At 74.0% G+C, this 20,084-nt stretch carries 18 protein-coding genes; 12 read left to right on the top strand and 6 right to left on the bottom strand.

The window, feature by feature from the left end; all coding sequences use genetic code 11:
* Positions 1–202 precede the first annotated feature (202 nt).
* The 8 genes from FHS37_RS07285 (at position 203) to FHS37_RS07250 (ending at position 11,182) form a co-directional block, all read left to right on the top strand.
* Positions 203–1,972, top strand: coding sequence for an AbeC-like domain-containing protein (locus FHS37_RS07285; RefSeq protein ID WP_184818260.1), 1,770 nt, complete (start codon positions 203–205; stop codon positions 1,970–1,972).
* Complete coding sequence (locus FHS37_RS07280; protein ID WP_184818258.1) at positions 1,959–2,312, top strand: hypothetical protein; 354 nt, start codon at positions 1,959–1,961, stop codon at positions 2,310–2,312. Before FHS37_RS07285 ends, FHS37_RS07280 begins: the two co-directional genes overlap by 14 nt.
* 451 nt (positions 2,313–2,763) lie before the next feature.
* Positions 2,764–3,687, top strand: coding sequence for a serine/threonine kinase C-terminal domain-containing protein (locus tag FHS37_RS07275; protein ID WP_229889794.1), 924 nt, complete (start codon positions 2,764–2,766; stop codon positions 3,685–3,687).
* A gap of 241 nt (positions 3,688–3,928) precedes the next feature.
* On the top strand, positions 3,929–5,449 hold the full coding sequence (locus FHS37_RS07270; protein ID WP_184818256.1) for an aldehyde dehydrogenase family protein: 1,521 nt from the start codon (positions 3,929–3,931) through the stop codon (positions 5,447–5,449).
* A 145-nt stretch (positions 5,450–5,594) separates the two neighbouring features.
* Positions 5,595–7,127, top strand: a complete 1,533-nt coding sequence (locus FHS37_RS07265; RefSeq protein WP_184818254.1) for a GMC family oxidoreductase — start codon at positions 5,595–5,597, stop codon at positions 7,125–7,127.
* Positions 7,124–8,275, top strand: a complete 1,152-nt coding sequence (locus FHS37_RS07260) for a quaternary amine ABC transporter ATP-binding protein (protein ID WP_184818252.1) — start codon at positions 7,124–7,126, stop codon at positions 8,273–8,275. The genes FHS37_RS07265 and FHS37_RS07260 overlap by 4 nt, the downstream gene beginning before the upstream one ends.
* Positions 8,275–10,224, top strand: coding sequence for an ABC transporter permease (locus tag FHS37_RS07255; protein WP_184818251.1), 1,950 nt, complete (start codon positions 8,275–8,277; stop codon positions 10,222–10,224). Before FHS37_RS07260 ends, FHS37_RS07255 begins: the two co-directional genes overlap by 1 nt.
* Before the next feature lies 1 nt (position 10,225).
* Positions 10,226–11,182 carry an ABC transporter substrate-binding protein gene (locus FHS37_RS07250; protein ID WP_184818249.1) on the top strand — a complete coding sequence of 319 codons (957 nt, stop codon included), beginning with the start codon at positions 10,226–10,228 and terminating at the stop codon, positions 11,180–11,182.
* A gap of 3 nt (positions 11,183–11,185) precedes the next feature.
* On the opposite strand, the gene FHS37_RS07245 is transcribed toward FHS37_RS07250, so the two are convergent.
* From FHS37_RS07245 to FHS37_RS07235, 3 genes are read right to left on the bottom strand one after another with little or no spacing between them, the layout of a single operon-like run.
* Complete coding sequence (locus FHS37_RS07245; protein WP_184818247.1) at positions 11,186–11,908, bottom strand: isocitrate lyase/PEP mutase family protein; 723 nt, start codon at positions 11,906–11,908, stop codon at positions 11,186–11,188.
* Entirely contained in the window at positions 11,905–12,351 is a 447-nt protein-coding gene (locus FHS37_RS07240) for a carboxymuconolactone decarboxylase family protein (protein WP_184818245.1), read from the bottom strand. The genes FHS37_RS07245 and FHS37_RS07240 overlap by 4 nt, the downstream gene beginning before the upstream one ends.
* Positions 12,348–12,854, bottom strand: a complete 507-nt coding sequence (locus tag FHS37_RS07235; RefSeq protein WP_184818243.1) for a carboxymuconolactone decarboxylase family protein — start codon at positions 12,852–12,854, stop codon at positions 12,348–12,350. The genes FHS37_RS07240 and FHS37_RS07235 overlap by 4 nt, the downstream gene beginning before the upstream one ends.
* A 46-nt stretch (positions 12,855–12,900) precedes the next feature.
* Here FHS37_RS07235 and pdxR point away from each other — a divergent pair, with 46 nt between their 5' ends.
* The 4 genes from pdxR (at position 12,901) to FHS37_RS07215 (ending at position 17,637) form a co-directional block, all read left to right on the top strand.
* Positions 12,901–14,286 (top strand): MocR-like pyridoxine biosynthesis transcription factor PdxR, encoded by a 1,386-nt coding sequence (gene pdxR, locus FHS37_RS07230; protein ID WP_184818241.1) that lies wholly within the window; start codon positions 12,901–12,903, stop codon positions 14,284–14,286.
* 177 nt (positions 14,287–14,463) lie between these two features.
* Positions 14,464–14,772: a hypothetical protein gene (locus tag FHS37_RS07225; RefSeq protein WP_184818239.1), complete on the top strand. Its 309-nt coding sequence runs from the start codon at positions 14,464–14,466 to the stop codon at positions 14,770–14,772.
* A gap of 27 nt (positions 14,773–14,799) precedes the next feature.
* On the top strand, positions 14,800–15,984 hold the full coding sequence (locus FHS37_RS07220) for a glutathionylspermidine synthase family protein (protein WP_184818237.1): 1,185 nt from the start codon (positions 14,800–14,802) through the stop codon (positions 15,982–15,984).
* A gap of 204 nt (positions 15,985–16,188) precedes the next feature.
* A complete protein-coding gene (locus tag FHS37_RS07215; RefSeq protein ID WP_184818235.1) occupies positions 16,189–17,637 on the top strand; it encodes a glycine hydroxymethyltransferase in 1,449 nt (482 codons plus the stop codon).
* Between the two features lie 63 nt (positions 17,638–17,700).
* On the opposite strand, the gene FHS37_RS07210 is transcribed toward FHS37_RS07215, so the two are convergent.
* The 3 genes from FHS37_RS07210 to FHS37_RS07200 all read right to left on the bottom strand — a co-directional run bounded on the left by FHS37_RS07210 (position 17,701) and on the right by FHS37_RS07200 (position 20,023).
* The gene (locus FHS37_RS07210; protein WP_311136962.1) at positions 17,701–18,387 is read right to left on the bottom strand and encodes a hypothetical protein; all 687 of its coding nucleotides are present in this window, start codon (positions 18,385–18,387) and stop codon (positions 17,701–17,703) included.
* A 179-nt stretch (positions 18,388–18,566) separates the two neighbouring features.
* Positions 18,567–19,469 (bottom strand): hypothetical protein, encoded by a 903-nt coding sequence (locus tag FHS37_RS07205; protein ID WP_184818233.1) that lies wholly within the window; start codon positions 19,467–19,469, stop codon positions 18,567–18,569.
* A complete protein-coding gene (locus FHS37_RS07200; RefSeq protein ID WP_184818231.1) occupies positions 19,466–20,023 on the bottom strand; it encodes an RNA polymerase sigma factor in 558 nt (185 codons plus the stop codon). Before FHS37_RS07200 ends, FHS37_RS07205 begins: the two co-directional genes overlap by 4 nt.
* Positions 20,024–20,084 lie beyond the last annotated feature (61 nt).

The following is a 20,084-nucleotide window of genomic DNA, read 5'->3' as shown; positions in this document are numbered from 1 at the left end:
GAGCACGGCCTCGGGAGCGGCGGGCCCGCACGTCGTCGAGCCGCGTGTCCGCCGGGCCGGAGCCGGAGCGAAGGCCAAAACTTGACGCATATCACATGATTAAGCTATTGACATTCTGATTTCCCGCGTTCCGCGCCATCCCCTATGCTGACGGGCCTTCAACTCGACGGTCACCACTGACCCACCCACACGGGGGATCGGCATGAGCACCGCATACGTGCCGCGGCAACAGCACCACACGGACGCCCCGGCGCCCCCGGAAGCGCCGCCCACCCCGCCGCACGCCAGCGAGGCCACCCGGCTGCTGTGCGCGGGGACCTACCAGGACGCGGAGTACCGGGACCTCGTCATCGAGCAGCTGTACCTCGACGAACAGCGCATCGTCGCCCCGTCGCCCGGTTTCGACGCGGCCCGCGTCCTCGCGCACGCGCTGCGGGCCCGGCGGCAGGAACTGCTGTGGTCCGCCGCCGTCATCGGGCTCTGGGCGGTGGGCCTGGCGGTCAGCGGATGGCTGCTGGGCCTTCTGGTGCCGGCCGGCCTGCTGCTCGCCCTCGCCCCCTGGCTCAGGGGCGGCGCCGAACAGCCGCCCCTCCACCGCCTCTTCGCCGCCTTCGTCGTGCGCTGGCAGGGGCGCCTCCTCTTCGCCGGCGTCCTGGTCCTCATGGTCGCCGCCGCGTTCGGGGCCGGCCCCGACGACGAGTCCGGTTCCGGCTCGTCGTACGGCTCCTACGACCCCTACGACTCGTACGGCTCCGGCTCGTCGGGCGCCGGGAGTTCGGGAGGCCCGGACTCCCCCGGCGGAGCGCTGCTGGAGTCGACCGAGCCGTGGCAGGCCTGGTTCGGGATCGGCGTGCTCGTGCTCATCGCGCTGTGCGCCGCCGCCCGGCGCGACCGGTTCGCCCGGGCGTTCGCCGCGGAGCTGTCCCCGAAGCGCTTCCCGGACCTCGCGAACGACCCCGCCGAGCAGGCCGCGGGGGAGCGCCTCTCCCGCCTGGTGCGGCGCGTCCGGCGGGAACAGCACGCCCCGCTGATCATGTACGACGAGGCCCGCCCGTTCTGCGGCGCGGGAACGCCGTGCGACACCTGGGTGCTCGCCGTCGAACTCCGGCCGGACGAGGGCGCCGAGCAGCAGCCGCTCGGCAACCGGGCGATCCTCGAACGGATCCGCCCCCTGCTCGAACAGCTGCGGGTGCCCGCCGAGCACGCGGGCCCCGCCGTGCGCGACCGGCTGCGCCGGCTCGAGATCGACGAGTGCGTGTTCCTCCCCGTCGAGGGACTGGCCGACCGTGACCACGCCCCCTACTCGGTCCAGGAGTTCGAGCAGCACCGGGCGCGGGCCGTCGAGGAGGGCGGCGAGAAGCGGCGGCACTTCCTGCGCATCCGGGTCGGCGGCTGGGACGAGGAACTGGTCGTCACGGTCTTCGTGCGCGTCCACACGCAGGGCCGCATGCTCATGCTGGAGGTCGCCCCGCACGTCCTGAACCCGGTGCGCGCCGAGTTCAGGGAGGCCGACCGCACCTCCCACCGGCTGCTCCACGACAACGTCCTCGGCAAGGCCGCCGGGGCCCTCGCCCTGGTGCCCGGCTCGGCGGGCCGCTCCCTGGCCGCCCTGGTCCGGGGCGGCGTCTTCGCGTGGCGGCTGCTGACCGGCGGGTACGCGGCCGCGCTGCCCGACGGTCCCGCCCTCTCCGTACGGGAACTGGCCGCGGCGGACGGCGGGTCCACGTTCCAGGAGATGGACGTCGCCCGCTACCTGCGGAGCATCCAGGACCGCATCGGACGCGGGGTGCGGCAGGCCCTGGCCGACGCCGGTTACGAGACCGGCGAGTTCGCGCAGAAGATCGTGAACATCAGCAACGGCGCCGTGCACATCGACCGGGTCGAGGGCTCGACCTTCGCCATCGGCGAGCACGCGAGCGCCTCCGGCGGTGCCGCACCGCGGAAGGGAGACCCCGACCATGGCACACGATGAGCCGGACGTCCGGATCGGCGACGTCTCGCACAGCACCTTCGCGATCGGCCGCCACGCGCGGGCCGAGGGCCACCACGGGGTCCCGGCGCAGCGCGACGCGGCCGCCGAGGAGCTGCTGAAGGCGGTGCGCGAACTGCGGGCGGATCTGTCCCGGGTGCGGCAGAGTGAACAGACGGCACGACTGGACGAGGCGCTCGCGGACACCGAGGACGAGATCAGCCGGACCGGCGCGGCCGGTGAGAGCCGCCTCCGGCGGGTGCGGGAGCTGCTCGCGGACGCCCAGGCCGTCACCGCGGTGCTCGCCTCGGCCGGGACCGTGGCGGGGCTGCTCGGCATGTGAGGCCGACGGGGACCGGGACGAGGGGGATGCGATGACCGGAGGACCGCGCTACTGGAACGAGGAGTCCCAGCGCTGGGAGGAGGGCGAGGAGACCGCGGCCGACGCGGGCACGGCACCCGCCGCCGTCGTGCCTCCGGCCGGTGCTTCCTCGGGTCCGGGCGGCGCCGTTCCGGACCCGGGCGGTGCTCGTCCGGGCCCGGTGGATGCCGTTCCGGGGCCGGACGGGACCGGAGCGGTCGCCTCGCCGACCGCGGTCGGGTCCGGTTCGGACGGCTCGCCGACCGCGGTCGGGCCTGCTTCGGGCGGCTCTCCGGCCGCGGGAGGAGCCGGTCCGGGAGCCCCGTCGGCTGCGGACGGAGGCGCGTCGGCCGCCTGGCCGCCCGCCGGCGGGTCCGGTCCCGGCGCTCCTCCGCCCGTCGGTGAGGCCCTCCCGGCCGCCCCCGTACGCCCGGTGCCCCCCGACGTCTCGCACTCCGCGCCGACCCTCACGGGGATCCAGTGGCCGGGGGCCGGGCCGGCGCCCGCGCAGCGGCCCTCGCCCGTCCCCTGGTCCGTCCCCGAGCCGCCCCACGGTCCCTCCCACCCGCCCGGCGTCCCGGTGCCCGCAGGGGCCGACCCGCGCGGGGCGGGCCGTCGGCGCGTCTGGTCCGTGGTGGGCGGGGCCACCGCCGTCGGGGTGATCGCGGGGCTCGTCCTGACCCTGGTGCTGAGGGACGGCGAGGACCCGGACGGCCGTGCGGACGACAAGGCGGCCTCGACGAGCGCGTCGCAGACACCCGGGCCGTCGGCCCCCGGCCCGCAGGGGCCCTCCACCCCGGGGTCCCCCGTCGAGAGGTCCCCCGCCGAGGGGGCCGCTCCGCCGTCCACCCCGACCGGCGGCCTCCCCGCCGGCCACGAGTCGTACGCCGACCCCGAGGGCTTCACCATCGCCCGCCCCACGGGGTGGACGCGCACCACCGTGCCCTCCAAGTACGGCATCGACGTGGTCCACTACCGCAGCCCGGACGGTGAGCGCCGGCTGCAGGTCTTCGAGGTGTCGGAGGCGACCCCCGGCGAGTCGCACGGGCTGTTCCTCTCCGACGCCGTCGCGAAGGCCCCGGGGTTCACGGAGCTCTCCCTGGAGAGCCTGGACGACGGCGACTTCACCGGCTCCCGGCTGGAGTACCTCGTCGACTCCATCGAGGGGGAGCCCGACGTCGGCACCTGGCACGTCGTCGACGAGCGCTTCGTGGCCGCCGACGGCAGGCTCTACGCCGTCGCCGCCTACGGAGCCGAGGCGGACGGCCGCGAGGACGAGCGCGAGTTGCTGCGGACGGCCCTCGGCCACTTCTGCCCGCCGTACACGACCTGCGGTACGGACGCGGGCATCGGCTGAGTCCGCGGGCACCGGCCGGGTCCGCGGTCCGGGCGGCTTCCGGCCCCGCGCGGCACCTGTGACTGACCGCTCACAGGGTGGGCGATTCCTCCCGATTCCTCCCCGCGTCCGGTGACACAGCGCACTTTCGGCCGTGGATCGCGCATGCCTTCGGGGCCCAAGGGCAGGAGCACCCGGTCCCATGGGCGACATCCGTGTGACTCATGGGCGCCGAACAGGAACGGAAGGCAAGTAACCGATCATGGCGGACAGTACGGAACTTCAGGCGCGCGACACCGTCCACGCGGGGGGCGAGTGGCGGGCGGCCGTCTCGGGGGCCACGCGCGAGATCCTCGACCCCGCGGACGCCCTGCCGTTCGCCGTCGTCGCCGAGGGCGACGAGAAGGACGCCGACCTCGCGGTGACCGCCGCCCGGCGCGCCTTCGACGAGGGCCCGTGGCCGCACACGCCCGTCGCCGAGCGGGCCGCGCTGCTGCGCCGCGTCGCCGAACTGCTCGTCCGGGACCGGGAGGAACTCGGCCTGCTGGAGAGCAGGGACGCGGGCAAGACCGTCGAGGAGGGGCGCGTCGACGTCGACTGCGTCGCCGACGCCTTCCGCTACTTCGCCGACCTGGTCGCCGCCGAGGCGCCCGGCCGGGTCGTCGACGCGGGCTCGCCCGACGTCCACAGCGTCGTCGTGCACGAGCCGGTCGGCGTCTGCACGCTGATCACCCCCTGGAACTACCCGCTCCTCCAGGCCAGTTGGAAGATCGCCCCGGCTCTCGCGGCGGGCAACACCTTCGTCGTCAAGCCCAGCGAGATCACCCCGCTGACCACCGTCGCGCTCATCGGGCTGCTCGTCGAGGCGGGGCTGCCCGCCGGGGTCGCCAACCTCGTCACCGGACCCGGCCACACCGTCGGCGCCCGGCTCGCCGAACACCCCGACGTCGACCTGGTCTCCTTCACCGGCGGGCTGGCCAGCGGCACCAAGGTCGCCCAGGCCGCCGCGCCGGGCGTGAAGAAGGTCGCCCTCGAACTCGGCGGCAAGAACCCCAACGTCGTGTTCGCCGACGCCTGCGCCACCGAGGAGGGCTTCGACACCGCCGTCGACCAGGCCCTCAACGCCGCCTTCATCCACAGCGGACAGGTCTGCTCGGCCGGTGCCCGGCTCATCGTCGAGGAGCCGGTCAGGGACCGCTTCGTCGCCGAACTCGCCCGCCGTGCCGAGCGGATCAGGCTCGGCCGGGGCACCGGGGAGGGCGTCGAGTGCGGACCGCTGGTCTCCGAGCAGCAGCGCGCGAAGGTCGAGGCGTACGTCGCCTCCGCGCTCGCCGAGGGCGCGGTGCTGCGCTGCGGCGGCAAGCGCCCCGAACCGTCGGACGTCCGCCCCCCGGAGGGCTACTTCTACGAGCCGACCGTCCTCGACCGCTGCCACCGCGGGATGCGGGTCGTGCGCGAGGAGGTCTTCGGGCCGGTGCTCACCGTCGAGACCTTCCGCACCGAGGACGAGGCCGTCGCCCTCGCCAACGACACCGAGTACGGGCTGGCCGGCGCGGTCTGGACCGCCGACGCGGGCCGCGCCCGCCGGGTGGCCGGACGGCTGCGCCACGGCACCGTGTGGATCAACGACTTCCACCCCTACCTCCCGCAGGCGGAGTGGGGCGGCTTCGGCAAGAGCGGAGTGGGCCGCGAGCTCGGCCCGGCCGGTCTCGCCGAGTACCGCGAGACCAAGCACGTCTACCAGAACCTGGCGCCGAAGCCGGTGCGCTGGTTCGCCGGCTGAGCCGCGACCGACGTACCGCTTCGGCGTCCTGCCGCGTCGTTCCGCCCGTCGTTCCGCCCGCCCTCCTGTCTCGTCCCGCTTCGAGGCTTCGCGTCGGGCGGCGACCCACCCACCCGTCCCGAGTCCCCGGAGGAGTACCACCCCCATGTCCGATCACACCCAGGAATTCGACTACGTCGTCATCGGCGGCGGAACCGCCGGTTCCGTCATCGCCTCCCGGCTGACCGAGAACCCGGACGTCACCGTCGCCGTCATCGAGGGCGGTCCCAGCGACGTCGGCCGCGACGACGTGCTGACCCTGCGCCGCTGGATGGGCCTGCTCGGCGGCGAGCTGGACTACGACTACCCCACCACCGAGCAGCCGCGCGGCAACTCGCACATCCGGCACAGCCGCGCCCGCGTCCTCGGCGGCTGCTCCTCGCACAACACGCTCATCGCGTTCAAGCCGCTGCCGTCCGACTGGGACGAGTGGGAGGCGGCCGGCGCCAAGGGCTGGGGCGCCGTGCAGATGGAGGCGTACTACGCCCGCCTGAAGAACAACATCGTCCCGGTCGACGAGCGGGACCGGAACGCCATCGCCCGGGACTTCGTCGACGCCGCCCAGGCCGCGCTCGGCGTGCCGCGCGTCGAGGGCTTCAACAAGAAGCCGTTCAACGACGGCGTCGGCTTCTTCGACCTCGCCTACCACCCGGAGAACAACAAGCGTTCGTCCGCGTCGGTGGCGTACCTCCACCCGGTGATGGGCGAGCGCCCCAACCTGACGCTGATGCTGGAGACCTGGGCGTACCGGCTGGAGCTGAACGGCACCCGTGCCGAGGGCGTCCGCGTCCGCACCAAGGACGGCGAGGAGATCCACGTCAGGGCCCGGCGCGAGGTCGTCCTGTGCGCCGGCGCCGTCGACTCGCCCCGGCTGCTGCTGCACTCCGGCATCGGCCCGAAGGCCGACCTGGAGGCGCTCGGCATACCCGTGGCGCACGACCTGCCCGGCGTCGGCGAGAACCTGCTCGACCACCCCGAGTCGGTGATCGTCTGGGAGACGAACGGACCCATCCCGGAGAACTCCGCGATGGACTCCGACGCCGGCCTGTTCGTGCGCCGCGACCCCGAACACGCGGGTCCCGACCTGATGTTCCACTTCTACCAGATCCCGTTCACGGACAACCCGGAGCGACTGGGCTACGAGCGCCCGGAGTTCGGCGTCTCCATGACCCCGAACATCCCCAAGCCGAAGTCCCGCGGCCGCCTCTACCTCACCAGCGCCGACCCCGGGGTCAAGCCCGCCCTCGACTTCCGCTACTTCACCGACGAGGACGACTACGACGGCCGCACCCTCGTCGACGGCATCAGGATCGCCCGGGAGATCGCGGGGACCGAGCCGCTGGCCGGCTGGCTCAAGCGCGAGGTGGCCCCCGGCCCGGACGTCACCGGCGACGAGGAGCTGAGCGAGTACGCCCGCAGGGTCGCCCACACCGTCTACCACCCGGCGGGCACCTGCAGGATGGGCGCCGCGGACGACGAACAGGCCGTGGTCGACCCCGAGTTGCGCATCCGGGGCCTGGAGGGCATCCGGATCGCCGACGCGTCCGTCTTCCCGACCATGACCGCCGTGAACCCGATGATCGGGGTGCTGATGGTCGGTGAGCGGGCCGTCGACCTGATCGGGGGTGGTGCGCGATGAGTACCGCCGCCACGACCACCGCCGGCACCGCGGGGGACACCCCCGTCTTCTCCGTCGGCGGCCTGTGGAAGGTCTTCGGTCCGAAGGCCGACCGCGTCCCCGGCGACCCGGAGCTCACCGCCCTCGGCCCGGCCGAGCTGCGTTCCCGCACCGGCTGCACCGCCGCCGTCCGGGACGTGAGCTTCGACGTCCGCAAGGGCGAGGTCTTCGTCGTCATGGGGCTGTCCGGCTCCGGCAAGTCCACCCTGGTGCGCTGTCTGACCCGGCTGATCGAGCCGACCGCGGGCACCATCGCCATCGACGGCGAGGACGTCCGCGCCATGGACGGGGCACGACTGCGCGAGCTGCGCCGCCACCGCGCCGCCATGGTCTTCCAGCACTTCGGCCTGCTGCCGCACCGCACCGTCCTCGACAACGTGGCCTACGGCCTCCAGATCCAGGGCGTCGGCAAGGCGGAACGCCGCGAGCGGGCCGCCGAGGTCGTCGCCAAGGTCGGCCTGGAGGGCATGGAACAGCGCAGGCCCGCCCAGCTGTCCGGCGGCCAGCGGCAGCGCGTGGGCCTCGCCCGCGCGCTCGCCGTCGACCCCGAGGTCCTGCTGTTCGACGAGCCGTTCAGCGCGCTCGACCCGCTCATCCGGCGCGACATGCAGGAGGAGGTGGTCCGGCTGCACCGCGAGGAGGGCCGCACGATGGTCTTCATCACCCATGACCTCCAGGAAGCCCTGAAGCTCGGCGACCGCATCGCCCTGATGCGCGACGGCCGCGTGGTCCAGCTCGGCACCCCCGAGGAGATCGTGGGCTCGCCCGCCGACGACTACGTCCGCGCCTTCGTCCGGGACGTCCCGCGAGAGCAGGTCATGACCGTCCGTACCGCCATGCGCCCCGCCGCCTCCGCAGAGGAGGCCGACGGCGGCCCGGCGGTGCGTCCCGACGCCACGGTGTCGGAGGCCATCGAGGCCGTCGCCCGCGCGGGCGGCCCGGCCCGGGTGATGGAGCAGGGCCGCTGCCTGGGAGTGGTCGACTCGGCCGCGCTGCTGGACGTGGTGGCAGGCGTGGCAGGCATGACAGGCGTGGCCGGCGCAGCGGCACCGGCCCGGCGCCGCGAGCCGACCCCCACCCCCGCCGCCGTCAGCGAGGAGCCGGTGTGATGGCCACGATCACGGCAACCGCCCGGAAGGATTCGCCGCCGGGCCCGCTCACCAGCCCGGCCCTCCGCAAGCTCCTGACGCTCGCCCTCGTCGCCGCGGTCCTCGTCCCCCTCGCCGCCGCCCGCTGGGCGAGCGGCACCTGGCCCGAGGCCCTGACCGTCGACGTCTCCGAGCCCCTCGGCGAGGCCAGCGACTGGATCATCGACAACCGCGACTCCCACCCCCTCTTCCTGTACTTCTTCGGCCACGTCAGCAACGTCGTCGTCATCGCCGTACGCGCCGTCTACCTCGCCCTCCTCGCCGTCGGCTGGGCGGGGGTGACCGCCGTCGCGGCGCTCGTCGCCTGGCGGGCCGCGGGTTCGAGGCTCGCCCTGGGCACGGGCGCCGCGTTCCTCGCCTGCGGTCTGCTCGGCATGTGGGTGCCGACCCTGCAGACGCTCGCCCTGATGGTCGTCGCGGTCGCCGCGTCGGTCGCCGTCGGCGTGCTGCTCGGGCTCGCCGCCGGACTGTCCGACCGGATGCACCGCGCGCTGCGCCCGGTCCTGGACACCATGCAGGTGCTCCCGGCCTTCGCCTACCTCCTGCCGGTCGTGCTGGTCTTCGGCATCGGCGTCCCGGCGGCCGTGCTGGCCACCGTCGTCTACGCCGCCCCGCCCATGGCCCGCCTCACCGCGCTCGGTCTGCGCGGCGCCGACGAGGAGGTGCTGGAGGCGGTCGAGTCGCTCGGCGCCACCGCCCGCCAGCGGCTGCTGACCGCCCGGATCCCGCTGGCCCGCAGGGAACTCCTGCTCGGCCTCAACCAGACGATCATGATGGCGCTGTCCATGGCCGTCATCGCCTCCGTGATCGGCGCCGGCGGGCTCGGCGACCGCGTCTACCAGGCGCTGGCCTCGGTCGACGTGGGCGCCGCGCTCGCCGCGGGCATCCCGATCGTGCTGCTCGCCGTCGTCCTCGACCGGGTGACCGGCGCGGCCGGCGCCCGGCTCGGCGAGGCACCCGCGCCGCACGCCCGCGCGCTGTGGGCGTACGCCCTGATCGCCGCCGTGGCCGTCGCGGTCGCGGGACGTCTCACGGACCGCCTGGAGTGGCCCGACGGCTGGGTCGTCGGCATCGCCGAGCCGGTCAACCGGGCCGTCGGCTGGATGACCGACCACCTCTACTCGGGCGTCCCCGTCGTCGGCGGCACCGCCGACTGGGCGGGCCACTTCACCACCTGGGTGCTCGACCCCCTCCGGGACGGCCTGCAGTGGCTGCCCTGGTGGTCGGTGCTCCTGGTCGTCGCCGCCCTGGCCTGGCTGATCGGCACCTGGCGCACCGCGCTCACCGCCGTCCTCGCCATGGCCGCGATCGGGGTGCTCGGTGTGTGGAAGCCGTCGCTGGACACGCTGTCGCAGGTCCTCGCGGCCGTCGCCGTCACCCTCGTCGTCGGCTTCGCGACCGGGATCGCGGCCGCCCGCAGCGACCGCGTCGAGCGGCTGCTGCGGCCGGTCCTGGACGTGTTCCAGACGATGCCGCAGTTCGTGTACCTGATCCCGGTCGTCGCCCTGTTCGGCGTCGGGCGCGCCCCGGCCGTCGCCGCCGCGGTCGTCTACGCGCTGCCGGCCGTCGTCCGCATCACCGCCCAGGGCCTGCGCCAGGTCGACCCGGCCGCCCTGGAGTCCGCCCGCTCGCTCGGCGCGACCAGCGGCCAGCAGCTGCGCCAGGTCCAGCTCCCGCTGGCCCGCCCGGCCCTGCTGCTCGCCGTCAACCAGGGCGTGGTCCTGGTCCTCGCCGTCGTCATCATCGGCGGCCTGGTCGGTGGCGGCGCGCTCGGCTACGACGTCGTCTTCGGCCTCGCCCAGGGCGACCTGGCGACCGGCCTGGTGGCCGGGGCCGCGATCGTCTGCCTGGGCCTGATGCTCGACCGGGTGACCCAGCCCACCGAACGCCGCGCGAAGAAGGGAGCGTGACATGCGATTCCGTACGATCCCGGCGGTGGCCGCAGGCTCCGCGCTCCTGCTGCTGACCGGCTGCGGTGCCGCCGACATGACCAAGCAGGCGTCCCCCTTCGCGAACGCCCGGGGAGCGAAGACGGTCACCCTGTCCGTGCAGTCCTGGGTCGGCGCCCAGGCCAACGTGGCCGTCGCCCGGTACCTGCTGGAGCACGAGCTCGGCTACCGCGTCGACACCGTCCAGGTCGACGAGGTGCCCGCCTGGGACGCGCTCAGCCAGGGCCGGGTCGACGCCATCCTGGAGGACTGGGGCCACCCCGAGCAGGAACAGCGCTACGTCGAGGACAAGAAGACGATCGTGAACGGCGGCGACCTCGGCGTCACCGGGCACATCGGCTGGTTCGTGCCGACGTACTTCGCGGAGCGGCACCCGGACGTCACGGACTGGAAGAACCTGAACAAGTACGCCGAGCGGTTCCGCACCCCGGAGAGCGGCGGCAAGGGCCAGCTGATGGACGGCTCACCGTCCTACGTCACCAACGACAAGGCGCTGGTGAAGAACCTGGAGCTGGACTACAAGGTGGTGTTCGCCGGCTCCGAGGCCGCGCAGATCACCCAGATCCAGCAGTTCGCCAAGGAGGAGAAGCCCTTCCTCACCTACTGGTACACACCCCAGTGGCTGTTCGAGAAGGTCCCGATGACCGAGGTGAAGCTGCCCCCGTACGAGGAGGGCTGCGACGCCGATCCGGAGAAGGTCGCCTGCGCCTACCCGCACACCCCGCTGCAGAAGTACCTCAACGCGGACTTCGCGGAGAACGGCGGCGAGGCGGCGGACTTCCTGAAGAGGTTCACGTGGACGACCGAGGACCAGAACGAGGTCTCCCTCATGATCGCCGAGCAGAAGCTGTCACCCGAGGAGGCGGCGAGGAAGTGGGTGGGCAGCCACGAGTCCACCTGGAGGAAGTGGCTGCCCTGACCCTCACTTCGCCAGGCCGGCCGCGATGTCGCGCAGCGCCCGCACGGCACGGCGCTGCAGACCCGGCCCGAACGTGACGCGGGTGGCCCCGAGTTCACCGAGAGCGGTGGGCGAGGGGCCCTCGCCGTCCAGCCGCGCGAACACGTTGACGGGCCCCTCGATCCCGGCCCGCAGCAGCGGCAGCACGTCCGCCGGGGCGCCGATCGGGTACACGCAGTCGGCACCGGCCGCGACGTACAGCCTCGCCCGGAGGACTGCCTGGTCGGGGTCGGTGACCCCGCGGACGAAGGTGTCCACGCGGGCGTTGACGAAGAGCCGGTCGCCCGCGGCGGCCCGCACCTCGGCCAGCCACGCGGCGTGCTCGTGCGGGTCCTTGAGGACACCGTCCGCGGAGTCCTCGAGGTTGCAGCCCACGGCGCCCGTCTCCAGCAGCCGCTCCACCAGTTCCCGCGGCGCGAGCCCGTACCCTCCCTCGAGGTCCGCCGACACCGGCACGTCCACCGCCCGGACGATCCGCGCGACCGCCGCGAACATCTCGTCGGCGGGCGTCTCGCCGTCCTCGTACCCGAGCGAGGCCGCCACCCCGGCGCTGGGCGTCGCGAGCGCCGGGAAACCGGCCTCGACGCACGCCCGGGCGCTCGCCGCGTCCCACGGGCCGGGCAGGACCAGGGGATCCCCCGGCGCGCGGCGGTGGTGCAGCGCGCGGAAGGTGTCGGCCCTGCTCACCACTCGATGCTCCCCGGGGGAATCCTCCGGCCGACCATCAGCCGGTTCCAGCCGTTGATGACGGTGATCAGCGCGATGAGATGGGCGAGCTCGGTGCCGTCGAAGTGCCGGGCGGCCCGCTCGTACACCTCGTCCGGCACGAACCCCTCCGTCAGCACCGTCACCGCCTCCGTCAGCGCCAGCGCGGCCCGCTCCCGCTCGTCGAAGACGTCCCCGGCCTCCTCCCAGGCGGCCAGCAGATCGAGCTGCCTCTCGCTCACCCCCTGCTTGCGGGCGATCTCCAGATGCATGTCCAGGCAGAACGCGCAGTGGTTGAGCTGCGAGGCGCGGATCTGGACCAGCTCGGCGAGCGCGGGGTCGCCGAAACCCTTCTTGGCGACGGCGCTCAACGTCTGGAGGGCGGAGCGGACCCCGTCGTCGAGACGGGTCGTCCGTGCCGTCATGCGTGCTGCCCCGGCTGGTAGTGGCCGGCGGTCATGCGGCAGGTCACCCCGAACCGGTTCCACGCGTTGATCACGGTGATCGCGGCGAGCAGCTGAGCGAGCTCGGCCTCCTCGAAGTGCTCGGCGGCCTTCCCGTACACCTCGTCCGGCACGAAGCCGTCGGTGAGGACCGTCACCGCCTCCGTCAGCTCCAGCGCCGCGAGCTCCTTCTCCGTGTAGAAGTGCGGCGACTCCTCCCAGGCGCTGAGCTGGACGATCCGCTCGACGCTCTCGCCCGCCGCGAGCGCGTCCTTGGTGTGCATGTCGATGCAGAAGGCGCAGTGGTTGACCTGGGAGGCGCGGATCTTCACCAGTTCGTAGAGCGTCGGGTCGAGTCCCTTCCGGGCCGCCGTGTCGAGCCTGATCATCGCCTTGTAGACGTCGGGGGCGAGCCCGGCCCAGTCCAGACGCGGGGTGGGCGCGGCGGCGTACACCGCGGCCGTCTCTGTGGTCGTCGTCGTCATGCCTCGACCCTAGGGGCGAAGCAGCCCGGGGGTATGGTCCATTTCCATGGCGGAACGCTGGGCCACTCTGGGCATCGACCTGCATCTCGAACCGACCGGTCCGGGTCTGCGCCGCGGCCTGACCGACGCCCTGCGCGAGGCCGTCCGCACCGGCCGGCTCGCCCCGGGGACCCGGCTCCCCTCCTCCCGCTCCCTCGCCGGCGACCTGGGCATCGCCCGCAACACCGTCGCCGACGCCTACGCCGACCTGGTCGCCGAGGGCTGGCTCACCGCACGGCAGGGCTCCGGCACCCGGGTCGCCGACCGCGCGGTGCCCCGGCCGCCGGCCCGCCCCGCCTCCCCGCGCCGGGCCCCCGGCCGGCTTCCCTACGACCTCGTCCCCGGCACCCCCGACCTCGCCTCCTTCCCCCGCGCCGCATGGCTCAAGGCCACCCGCCGCGCTCTGGCCGCCGCCCCCAACGACGCCCTCGGCTACGGCGACCCGCGCGGCCGGCCCGAACTGCGCACGGCGCTCGCGGGCTACCTGGCGCGCGTGCGGGGCGTGCGCGCCGACCCCGAACGCCTCGTCGTCTGCTCCGGTTTCGCCCACGGCCTCCACCTGCTCTGCGCGGTCCTGCGCGCCCGCGGCGCCCGCACGCTGGCCGTGGAGTCCTACGGCCTGGACGTCCACTGGGACCTGGTCGAACGCACCGGACTGCGCACCGTCCCGCTCCCCTCCGACGACCTCGGTACGCGCACCCAGGACGCCGGTGACGCCGACGCGGTGCTGCTCAACCCGGCGCACCAGTTCCCGCTGGGCGGCGCCCTGGTCCCCGAGCGGCGCGCCGCGGCGGTCGACTGGGCGCGCCGCACCGGCGGACTGATCCTGGAGGACGACTACGACGGCGAGTTCCGCTACGACCGCCAGGCCGTCGGCGCGCTCCAGGACCTCGACCCCGACCACGTGGTGTACCTCGGCACGGCCAGCAAGTCCCTCGCCCCCGGGCTGCGCCTCGGCTGGATGGTCCTCCCGCCGTCGCTGGTGCAGGCCGCCGTCGCGCACGGCGGCGGCCGGTCCGTCGGCGTCCTCGAACAGCTCACCCTCGCCGAGTTCCTCACCTCCGGCGCCTACGACCGCCACGTCCGCGCCGCCCGCCTGCGCTACCGGCGCCGCCGCGACGCCCTGGTCGCGGCGCTCGCCACCCGGGCACCCGACGTACGGGTCACCGGCATCGCGGCGGGACTGCACGCGGTCCTCCGGCTCCCGCCGGGCACCGAGCCGTCGGTGGTCCGCGCGGCCACCTGGCAGGGCCTCGCCGTGCACGGCCTCTCCCGCTACCGCCACCCCGCCGCCGCGACCACCGCAGAGGACGCCCTGGTCGTCGGCTACGCGACCCCACCGGACCACGCCTGGGCGGGCACCCTGGAGGCGCTGTGCCGGGCACTGCCCTGACCGGCCGCCGGACCAAAGGTGCACCCGGGGTCAAACGCCGCCGAACGACGGCGGGGGGAGACCCGTGGGCAGGGGGCCCCTGCACGAGCCGTCCGGCCGGTCCCTAGGCTGTCCGCCGCGAGCCGGGGAGCAGACGTCCGGCAGCGGGCACCAACGGTACGAGGGGGAGTGAAGGGCATGGCTCAGACACGGCGGCGGCTGCGGTCCAGCACGGTGGTGCTCGGCGGCATGGGGGTGCTCGCGACGGCCCTGTCGGCGTGCGGATCGGACCCGGACCGGCGCTGCGTGGACCGGGACAGCTACGACTACATCAACGGCTACCGGGTCGTCGCCGACAAGAACTGCAAGAAGAGCACCGGCGACGACGACTGGTACTACGACGCGGACGTCAGCAACGGCTACGCCGACCACGGCACCTTCAGCCGCAGCGAGGCCGTGGACCGGGGCGGCTTCGGCTGCTCGGCCTCCGGCAGCGGCGGCGGCTGAGCAGCCCTCCGACCGAAGGACACCGCCGTGGAACGCCGCACCATCGACCCCCGCCCCGGCTGGCAGCAGACCGTCGAGGAGCAGGGGCTCATCTACCCCCTCACCCGCTACCCCGACGGCTCCCTGCGCCCCTACTGGGACGAGAGCGCCTACTACGTCTTCAGCCTGGAGGAGGTCGAGGCACTGGAGGAGGTCGTCGAGGAACTGCACCGCATGTGCCTCGCGGCCGCCGACCACATCGTCACCGCCGACCGCTTCGCCGACCTGGGCATCACCGACCCGCGCGTCGTCCGCGCGGTCGCCGAGGCCTGGCACCGGCGCGCCGAACTCCCCTCCGTCTACGGCCGTTTCGACCTCCACTACGACGGCACCGGCCCCGCCAAACTCCTGGAGTACAACGCCGACACCCCGACCTCCCTCGTGGAGGCCGCCTCGCCCCAGTGGTTCTGGATGGAGGAGCGCTTCCCCGGCGCCGACCAGTGGAACTCCCTGCACGAACGCCTCGTCGACGCCTGGAAGAAGCAGGCCGCCCTCCTCCCGCCGGGCAGCCCCCTGTACTTCGCCCACTCCTCCGCCGACGAACTCGGCGAGGACGTCATGACCGTCGCCTACCTCAAGGAGACCGCCGAGCAGGCCGGTCTCGACACCGACTGGATCTCCATGGAGGAGATCGGCTGGGACCGCCTCTCCGGCCGCTTCGTCGACAACAAGCTGCGGTTCATCCGCGGCATCTTCAAGCTCTACCCCTGGGAATGGCTCACCACCGACCGCTTCGCCGGGCACGTCCTCGACACCCTCGACAACGGCGGTGGCACCGGCTCCACCCTGTGGATCGAACCCGCCTGGAAGATGCTGCTCAGCAACAAGGCCCTGCTGGCGATCCTCTGGGAGCTCTACCCGGACCACCCCAACCTCCTCCCCGCCTACGTCGACGGCCCGCGCGACCTGGCCGGCACCACCGGCTACGTCGCCAAGCCCCTGCTCGGCCGCGAGGGCGCTGGCGTGACCGTCCACCAGCCCGGCGCCGCGCCCGTCGTCCGCGACGAGCCCTGCTGCTACCAGCGACTCGCCCCCCTGCCCGTCTTCGACGGCAACCACGTCGTCCTGGGTGCCTGGGTGGTCGAGAACGAGTCCGCCGGCCTCGGCATCCGCGAGTCCTCCGGCCTGGTCACCGACGAGTACGCCCGCTTCCTGCCGCACGTGATCCTGTAGGTGCCGGGACGGGCCGGGCGACCCACATGGTGGACGGCACCGACCGAGCCCGGGCACTCCCGGTAGGCTGGCCGGCGGGCCGTGACTGGCGCGCTGGGATGGGACCGACCATCGGGGAGCGGCCCCCGGATCCCGCGGATCCGGGACGAGTGCCGTGCGCCTGGGCCGTACCGTGAAAGCCGACGCCCCGTCCGGAGGTCCCTCATGTCAGCCGAGCCCCTCTCCACCGCTTCCACCGCCTACCGCGCCGCCCTCGACGTGATCCGCGCCGTCGAGCCGCGCGTCGCCGACGCCATCGGCCAGGAGGTCGCCGACCAGCGCGAGATGCTCAAGCTGATCGCCTCCGAGAACTACGCCTCCCCGGCCACCCTCCTGGCGATGGGCAACTGGTTCAGCGACAAGTACGCCGAGGGCACCGTCGGCCGCCGCTTCTACGCCGGATGCCGCAACGTCGACACCGTCGAGTCGCTCGCCGCCGAACACGCCAAGGAACTGTTCGGCGCCCGCCACGCCTACGTCCAGCCGCACTCCGGCATCGACGCCAACCTCGTCGCGTTCTGGGCCGTCCTCGCCCAGCGCGTCGAGCTCCCCGCCCTGGAGAAGGCCGGTGTCCGCCAGGTCAACGACCTCTCCGAGGCCGACTGGGCCGAACTGCGCCGGGCCTTCGGCAACCAGCGCATGCTCGGCATGTCCCTGGACGCCGGCGGTCACCTCACCCACGGCTTCCGCCCGAACATCTCCGGCAAGATGTTCGACCAGCGCTCCTACGGCACCGACCCGGCCACCGGCCTGATCGACTACGAGGCCCTGCGTGCCTCCGCCCGCGAGTTCAAGCCGCTGATCATCGTCGCCGGCTACTCCGCCTACCCCCGCCTCGTGAACTTCCGGATCATGCGCGAGATCGCCGACGAGGTCGGTGCCACGCTCATGGTCGACATGGCCCACTTCGCGGGCCTGGTCGCCGGCAAGGTCCTCACCGGCGACTTCGACCCGGTCCCGCACGCCCAGATCGTCACCACCACCACCCACAAGTCGCTGCGCGGCCCGCGCGGCGGCATGGTCCTGTGCGACGACTCCCTCAAGGACCAGGTGGACCGCGGCTGCCCGATGGTCCTCGGCGGCCCGCTCCCGCACGTCATGGCCGCCAAGGCCGTCGCCCTGGCCGAGGCCCGCCAGCCCGCCTTCCAGGACTACGCCCAGCGCATCGTCGACAACTCCCGCGCCCTCGCCGAGGGCCTGATGCGCCGCGGCGCCACCCTGGTCACCGGCGGCACCGACAACCACCTCAACCTGATCGACGTCGCCACCTCCTACGGCCTCACCGGCCGCCAGGCCGAGGCCGCCCTGCTCGAGTCGGGCATCGTCACCAACCGCAACGCCATCCCGGCCGACCCCAACGGTGCCTGGTACACCTCCGGCATCCGCATCGGCACCCCCGCGCTGACCACGCGCGGCCTGGGCACCGCCGAGATGGACGAGGTCGCCGGCCTCATCGACCGCGTCCTCACCACCGCGGAGCCCGGCACCACCAAGTCCGGCGCCCCCTCCAAGGCCGCTCACGTCCTCGACGCGAAGATCGCCGACGAGATCTCCCGCCGCGCCACCGACCTCGTGTCCGGCTTCCCGCTCTACCCGGAGATCGACCTCGGCTGAGGGGTCCCTCCTCGACGCGTCCCACGGCGGTCCGGTCAGGTGCCGGGCCGCCGTGTGCCGTCGTCAGGCGTCCAGCAGCTCCTGCCTCGGTCCCGGGTCGTCCTTCCGCCGACGGGTCAGAGGCCACCGCGTCACATACGGGCGCAGCACCAGGGCCAGCGCCGCTCCGGCCACCACCCCCGGTATCGCCCACCACCAGCCGGTTCCGTCGCCCGTCGCCGTCGCGGCGCGGGACTCGGAGGCCGCCGCAGCCGCCTCCTGGTCCGTCCCGGGGCCGGCCTGCTCCGTCCCCCACGGTGCCGGGTAGACCCCGGAGACCGACCCCGTGCCCGTCGTCTCGCCCATGACGCCCAGCTCGAACAGGAACTTGTGGACATCCGAGGGGTACTCGGCGCGGTGCCAGTGGCCGTTCGCCGATTCCGTGAGCCTCGCCGCCGTGTGTATCCACACCTCCTCGCCCATGCCCCCGAGGAAGACCCGGTCCACCCGCCAGGGCGTCACGTCGTGCAGCATCCACGAGACGTTGATCAACCGGACCGAGGCCAGGTCGGCCTCCGGCGGCTTCTCCCGGGTGCCCCTGCCGGGCGGACCGAGCAGCCGCTCGAGCTCGCCGTACTCCTCGTCGGAGTAGTACAGCGAGGCGGTCTCCTCACTCCCCGGCGAGACCACCAGCACGCTCGTCGGCCCTCCCGCGGAGGCGGGCGAGGCCCCCCACACCAGCAGGGCCAGCGCAGCCGCCGCCGCGCCCACCCCCGCCGTCAGTCGTCGAACTCTGCCCGTCCACCCGCGCATCCGGACCCCCACTCGGCCGGTCGATCCCCGTGCGGCCCGCCCACGAGCCGCCTGTCACTTCTGGTACACCGCCCGGCCCGCCGGGGTTCCCGGTCCGCCCCACCCCGTTTCCGCGACCTCTGCGCACCCGCGGCCCGCTACCCGCCCGCCCCCCCGACGGCCTCCGCGATCTCCAGCGCCCGCGCCTTCGACGCCGTCCCCTCCAGCCGCAGCGTCACCCCCTCCGCGGGCCCCCCACCGGCCGCCCCCGCATGAGTCCACAGCAGCGTCGGCCCCGCCGTGCGCTCCTCCCGGGTGAACCGGTGACCGTCCGCGTCCACCAGCCAGAAGCTCAGCAGATGCGGCCGGGGGAACCACAGGGCCGGGTCCGGAGCGCCGCCCCCGTCGTCCTCCCCGCCCGGCGACAGCCACTCCGGCTGCTCGCGCACGCTCTTCACGAAGGTGATGTCCAGGCGGGCCGGGAACTGGTCCAGCCGGATCGTGCGCCCCTCCTCCCGCCAGCACAGGGTCACCAGGGACCGCCCCCGCGGCAGCCCGCTCACCGCCACCGCTTCCGGGGTGCCCAGCGCCCGCGGCACCAGGGGCGCGAACCCGGCCCGCCGCTCCGCCTCGCCGAGCGACACCGACCGGCCGCAGCCCGGCACCTCCGCGCCCGGCGAGGGCACCGCCGACGGGTCGTGGCGCACCTCGACCCCGCCGAAGCCGAACCAGTCGGTCACCGCCGCCCGCACCGGGGGCGTCAGCACGAGCACCGTCAGCAGCCCGCACAACCCCGCGACCAGGGACCGCCACCGCGCCCGCGCCCAGCTCCGCACCGCCCGCAGCCGCGCCCCGGCGCCCGGCGGCTCGGCCACCGGGACCGGCACCTGCTCGGCGAGTATCCGCCCCAGCACTCGCTCGACCATCGACTCGGAGTCGGCCGCCCCGTCCGGCCCGTCCAGGGACCGCCCGAGCGCCAGCAGCTCCTCCCGCAGCCGGGCGGCCTCCGGGCGCCGGTGCTCCGCGCCACCGGCGCCCTCACCGCCGTACGCCCCGCTCACGCTCGCCCACCCCCTTCCCGGGGCCGGAAGTCCGGCAGCAGGCGCTCCAGCTTGCGCAGGGCGCGGTTCAGCCGCGACTTCACCGTGCCCCGGGGCCAGCCCAGGGCCTGGGCGGTCTCCCGCTCGTCCATCTCCAGCAGATAGCGGTAGGTGACGACCAGACGGTGCTCCTCGCTCAGTTTCCCCAGGGCGGCCACCAGCGCTCTGCGGCGCTCCGTCTCGAGCGTCGCGACCGCCGGGTCCGCCGACTCCGGTATCACCGGCTCCGCCTCCACGAACGCCGCCTCGCGGTCGGCGAGGGTGTGCCGGCGGGCCGCCGCCCGCACGGTGTTCCTCGTCTCGTTGGCCACGATCGACAGCAGCCACGGCCGGAACGCCATGCCGTCCCGGAACCGGCCCAGCGCGCAGTACGCCTTCACGAACGCCTGCTGCACCACGTCCTCCGCGTCCGCACCCGCCCCGAGCGCGGCGGCCGCCCTGAGCGCGATGCCCGTATGGGCCCGCACCAGCTCCGCGTACGCCTCCGGCTCCCCGGCGCGTACGCGTGCGATCACCGCGGCCTCCTCGACGATGCGGCCCCCCTCCCGCGTCCTCACACTCTTGTTACACCGCCGG

Source organism: Streptomyces griseomycini (assembly GCF_014203535.1).
GTDB lineage: Bacteria > Actinomycetota > Actinomycetes > Streptomycetales > Streptomycetaceae > Streptomyces > Streptomyces griseomycini.
Note: the sequence above shows the minus strand (reverse complement) of the source record. Positions and strands in the feature narration are given on the sequence as shown.

Coding starts and splice junctions, on each gene's coding strand:
- FHS37_RS07240 (WP_184818245.1), bottom strand. CDS start 12,351: ATGACGGCACGGACGACCCGTCTCGACGACGGGGTCCGCTCCGCCCTC.
- FHS37_RS07260 (WP_184818252.1), top strand. CDS start 7,124: ATGAGTACCGCCGCCACGACCACCGCCGGCACCGCGGGGGACACCCCC.
- FHS37_RS07215 (WP_184818235.1), top strand. CDS start 16,189: ATGTCAGCCGAGCCCCTCTCCACCGCTTCCACCGCCTACCGCGCCGCC.
- FHS37_RS07225 (WP_184818239.1), top strand. CDS start 14,464: ATGGCTCAGACACGGCGGCGGCTGCGGTCCAGCACGGTGGTGCTCGGC.
- FHS37_RS07265 (WP_184818254.1), top strand. CDS start 5,595: ATGTCCGATCACACCCAGGAATTCGACTACGTCGTCATCGGCGGCGGA.
- FHS37_RS07250 (WP_184818249.1), top strand. CDS start 10,226: ATGCGATTCCGTACGATCCCGGCGGTGGCCGCAGGCTCCGCGCTCCTG.
- FHS37_RS07285 (WP_184818260.1), top strand. CDS start 203: ATGAGCACCGCATACGTGCCGCGGCAACAGCACCACACGGACGCCCCG.
- pdxR (WP_184818241.1), top strand. CDS start 12,901: ATGGCGGAACGCTGGGCCACTCTGGGCATCGACCTGCATCTCGAACCG.
- FHS37_RS07255 (WP_184818251.1), top strand. CDS start 8,275: ATGGCCACGATCACGGCAACCGCCCGGAAGGATTCGCCGCCGGGCCCG.
- FHS37_RS07235 (WP_184818243.1), bottom strand. CDS start 12,854: ATGACGACGACGACCACAGAGACGGCCGCGGTGTACGCCGCCGCGCCC.
- FHS37_RS07270 (WP_184818256.1), top strand. CDS start 3,929: ATGGCGGACAGTACGGAACTTCAGGCGCGCGACACCGTCCACGCGGGG.
- FHS37_RS07280 (WP_184818258.1), top strand. CDS start 1,959: ATGGCACACGATGAGCCGGACGTCCGGATCGGCGACGTCTCGCACAGC.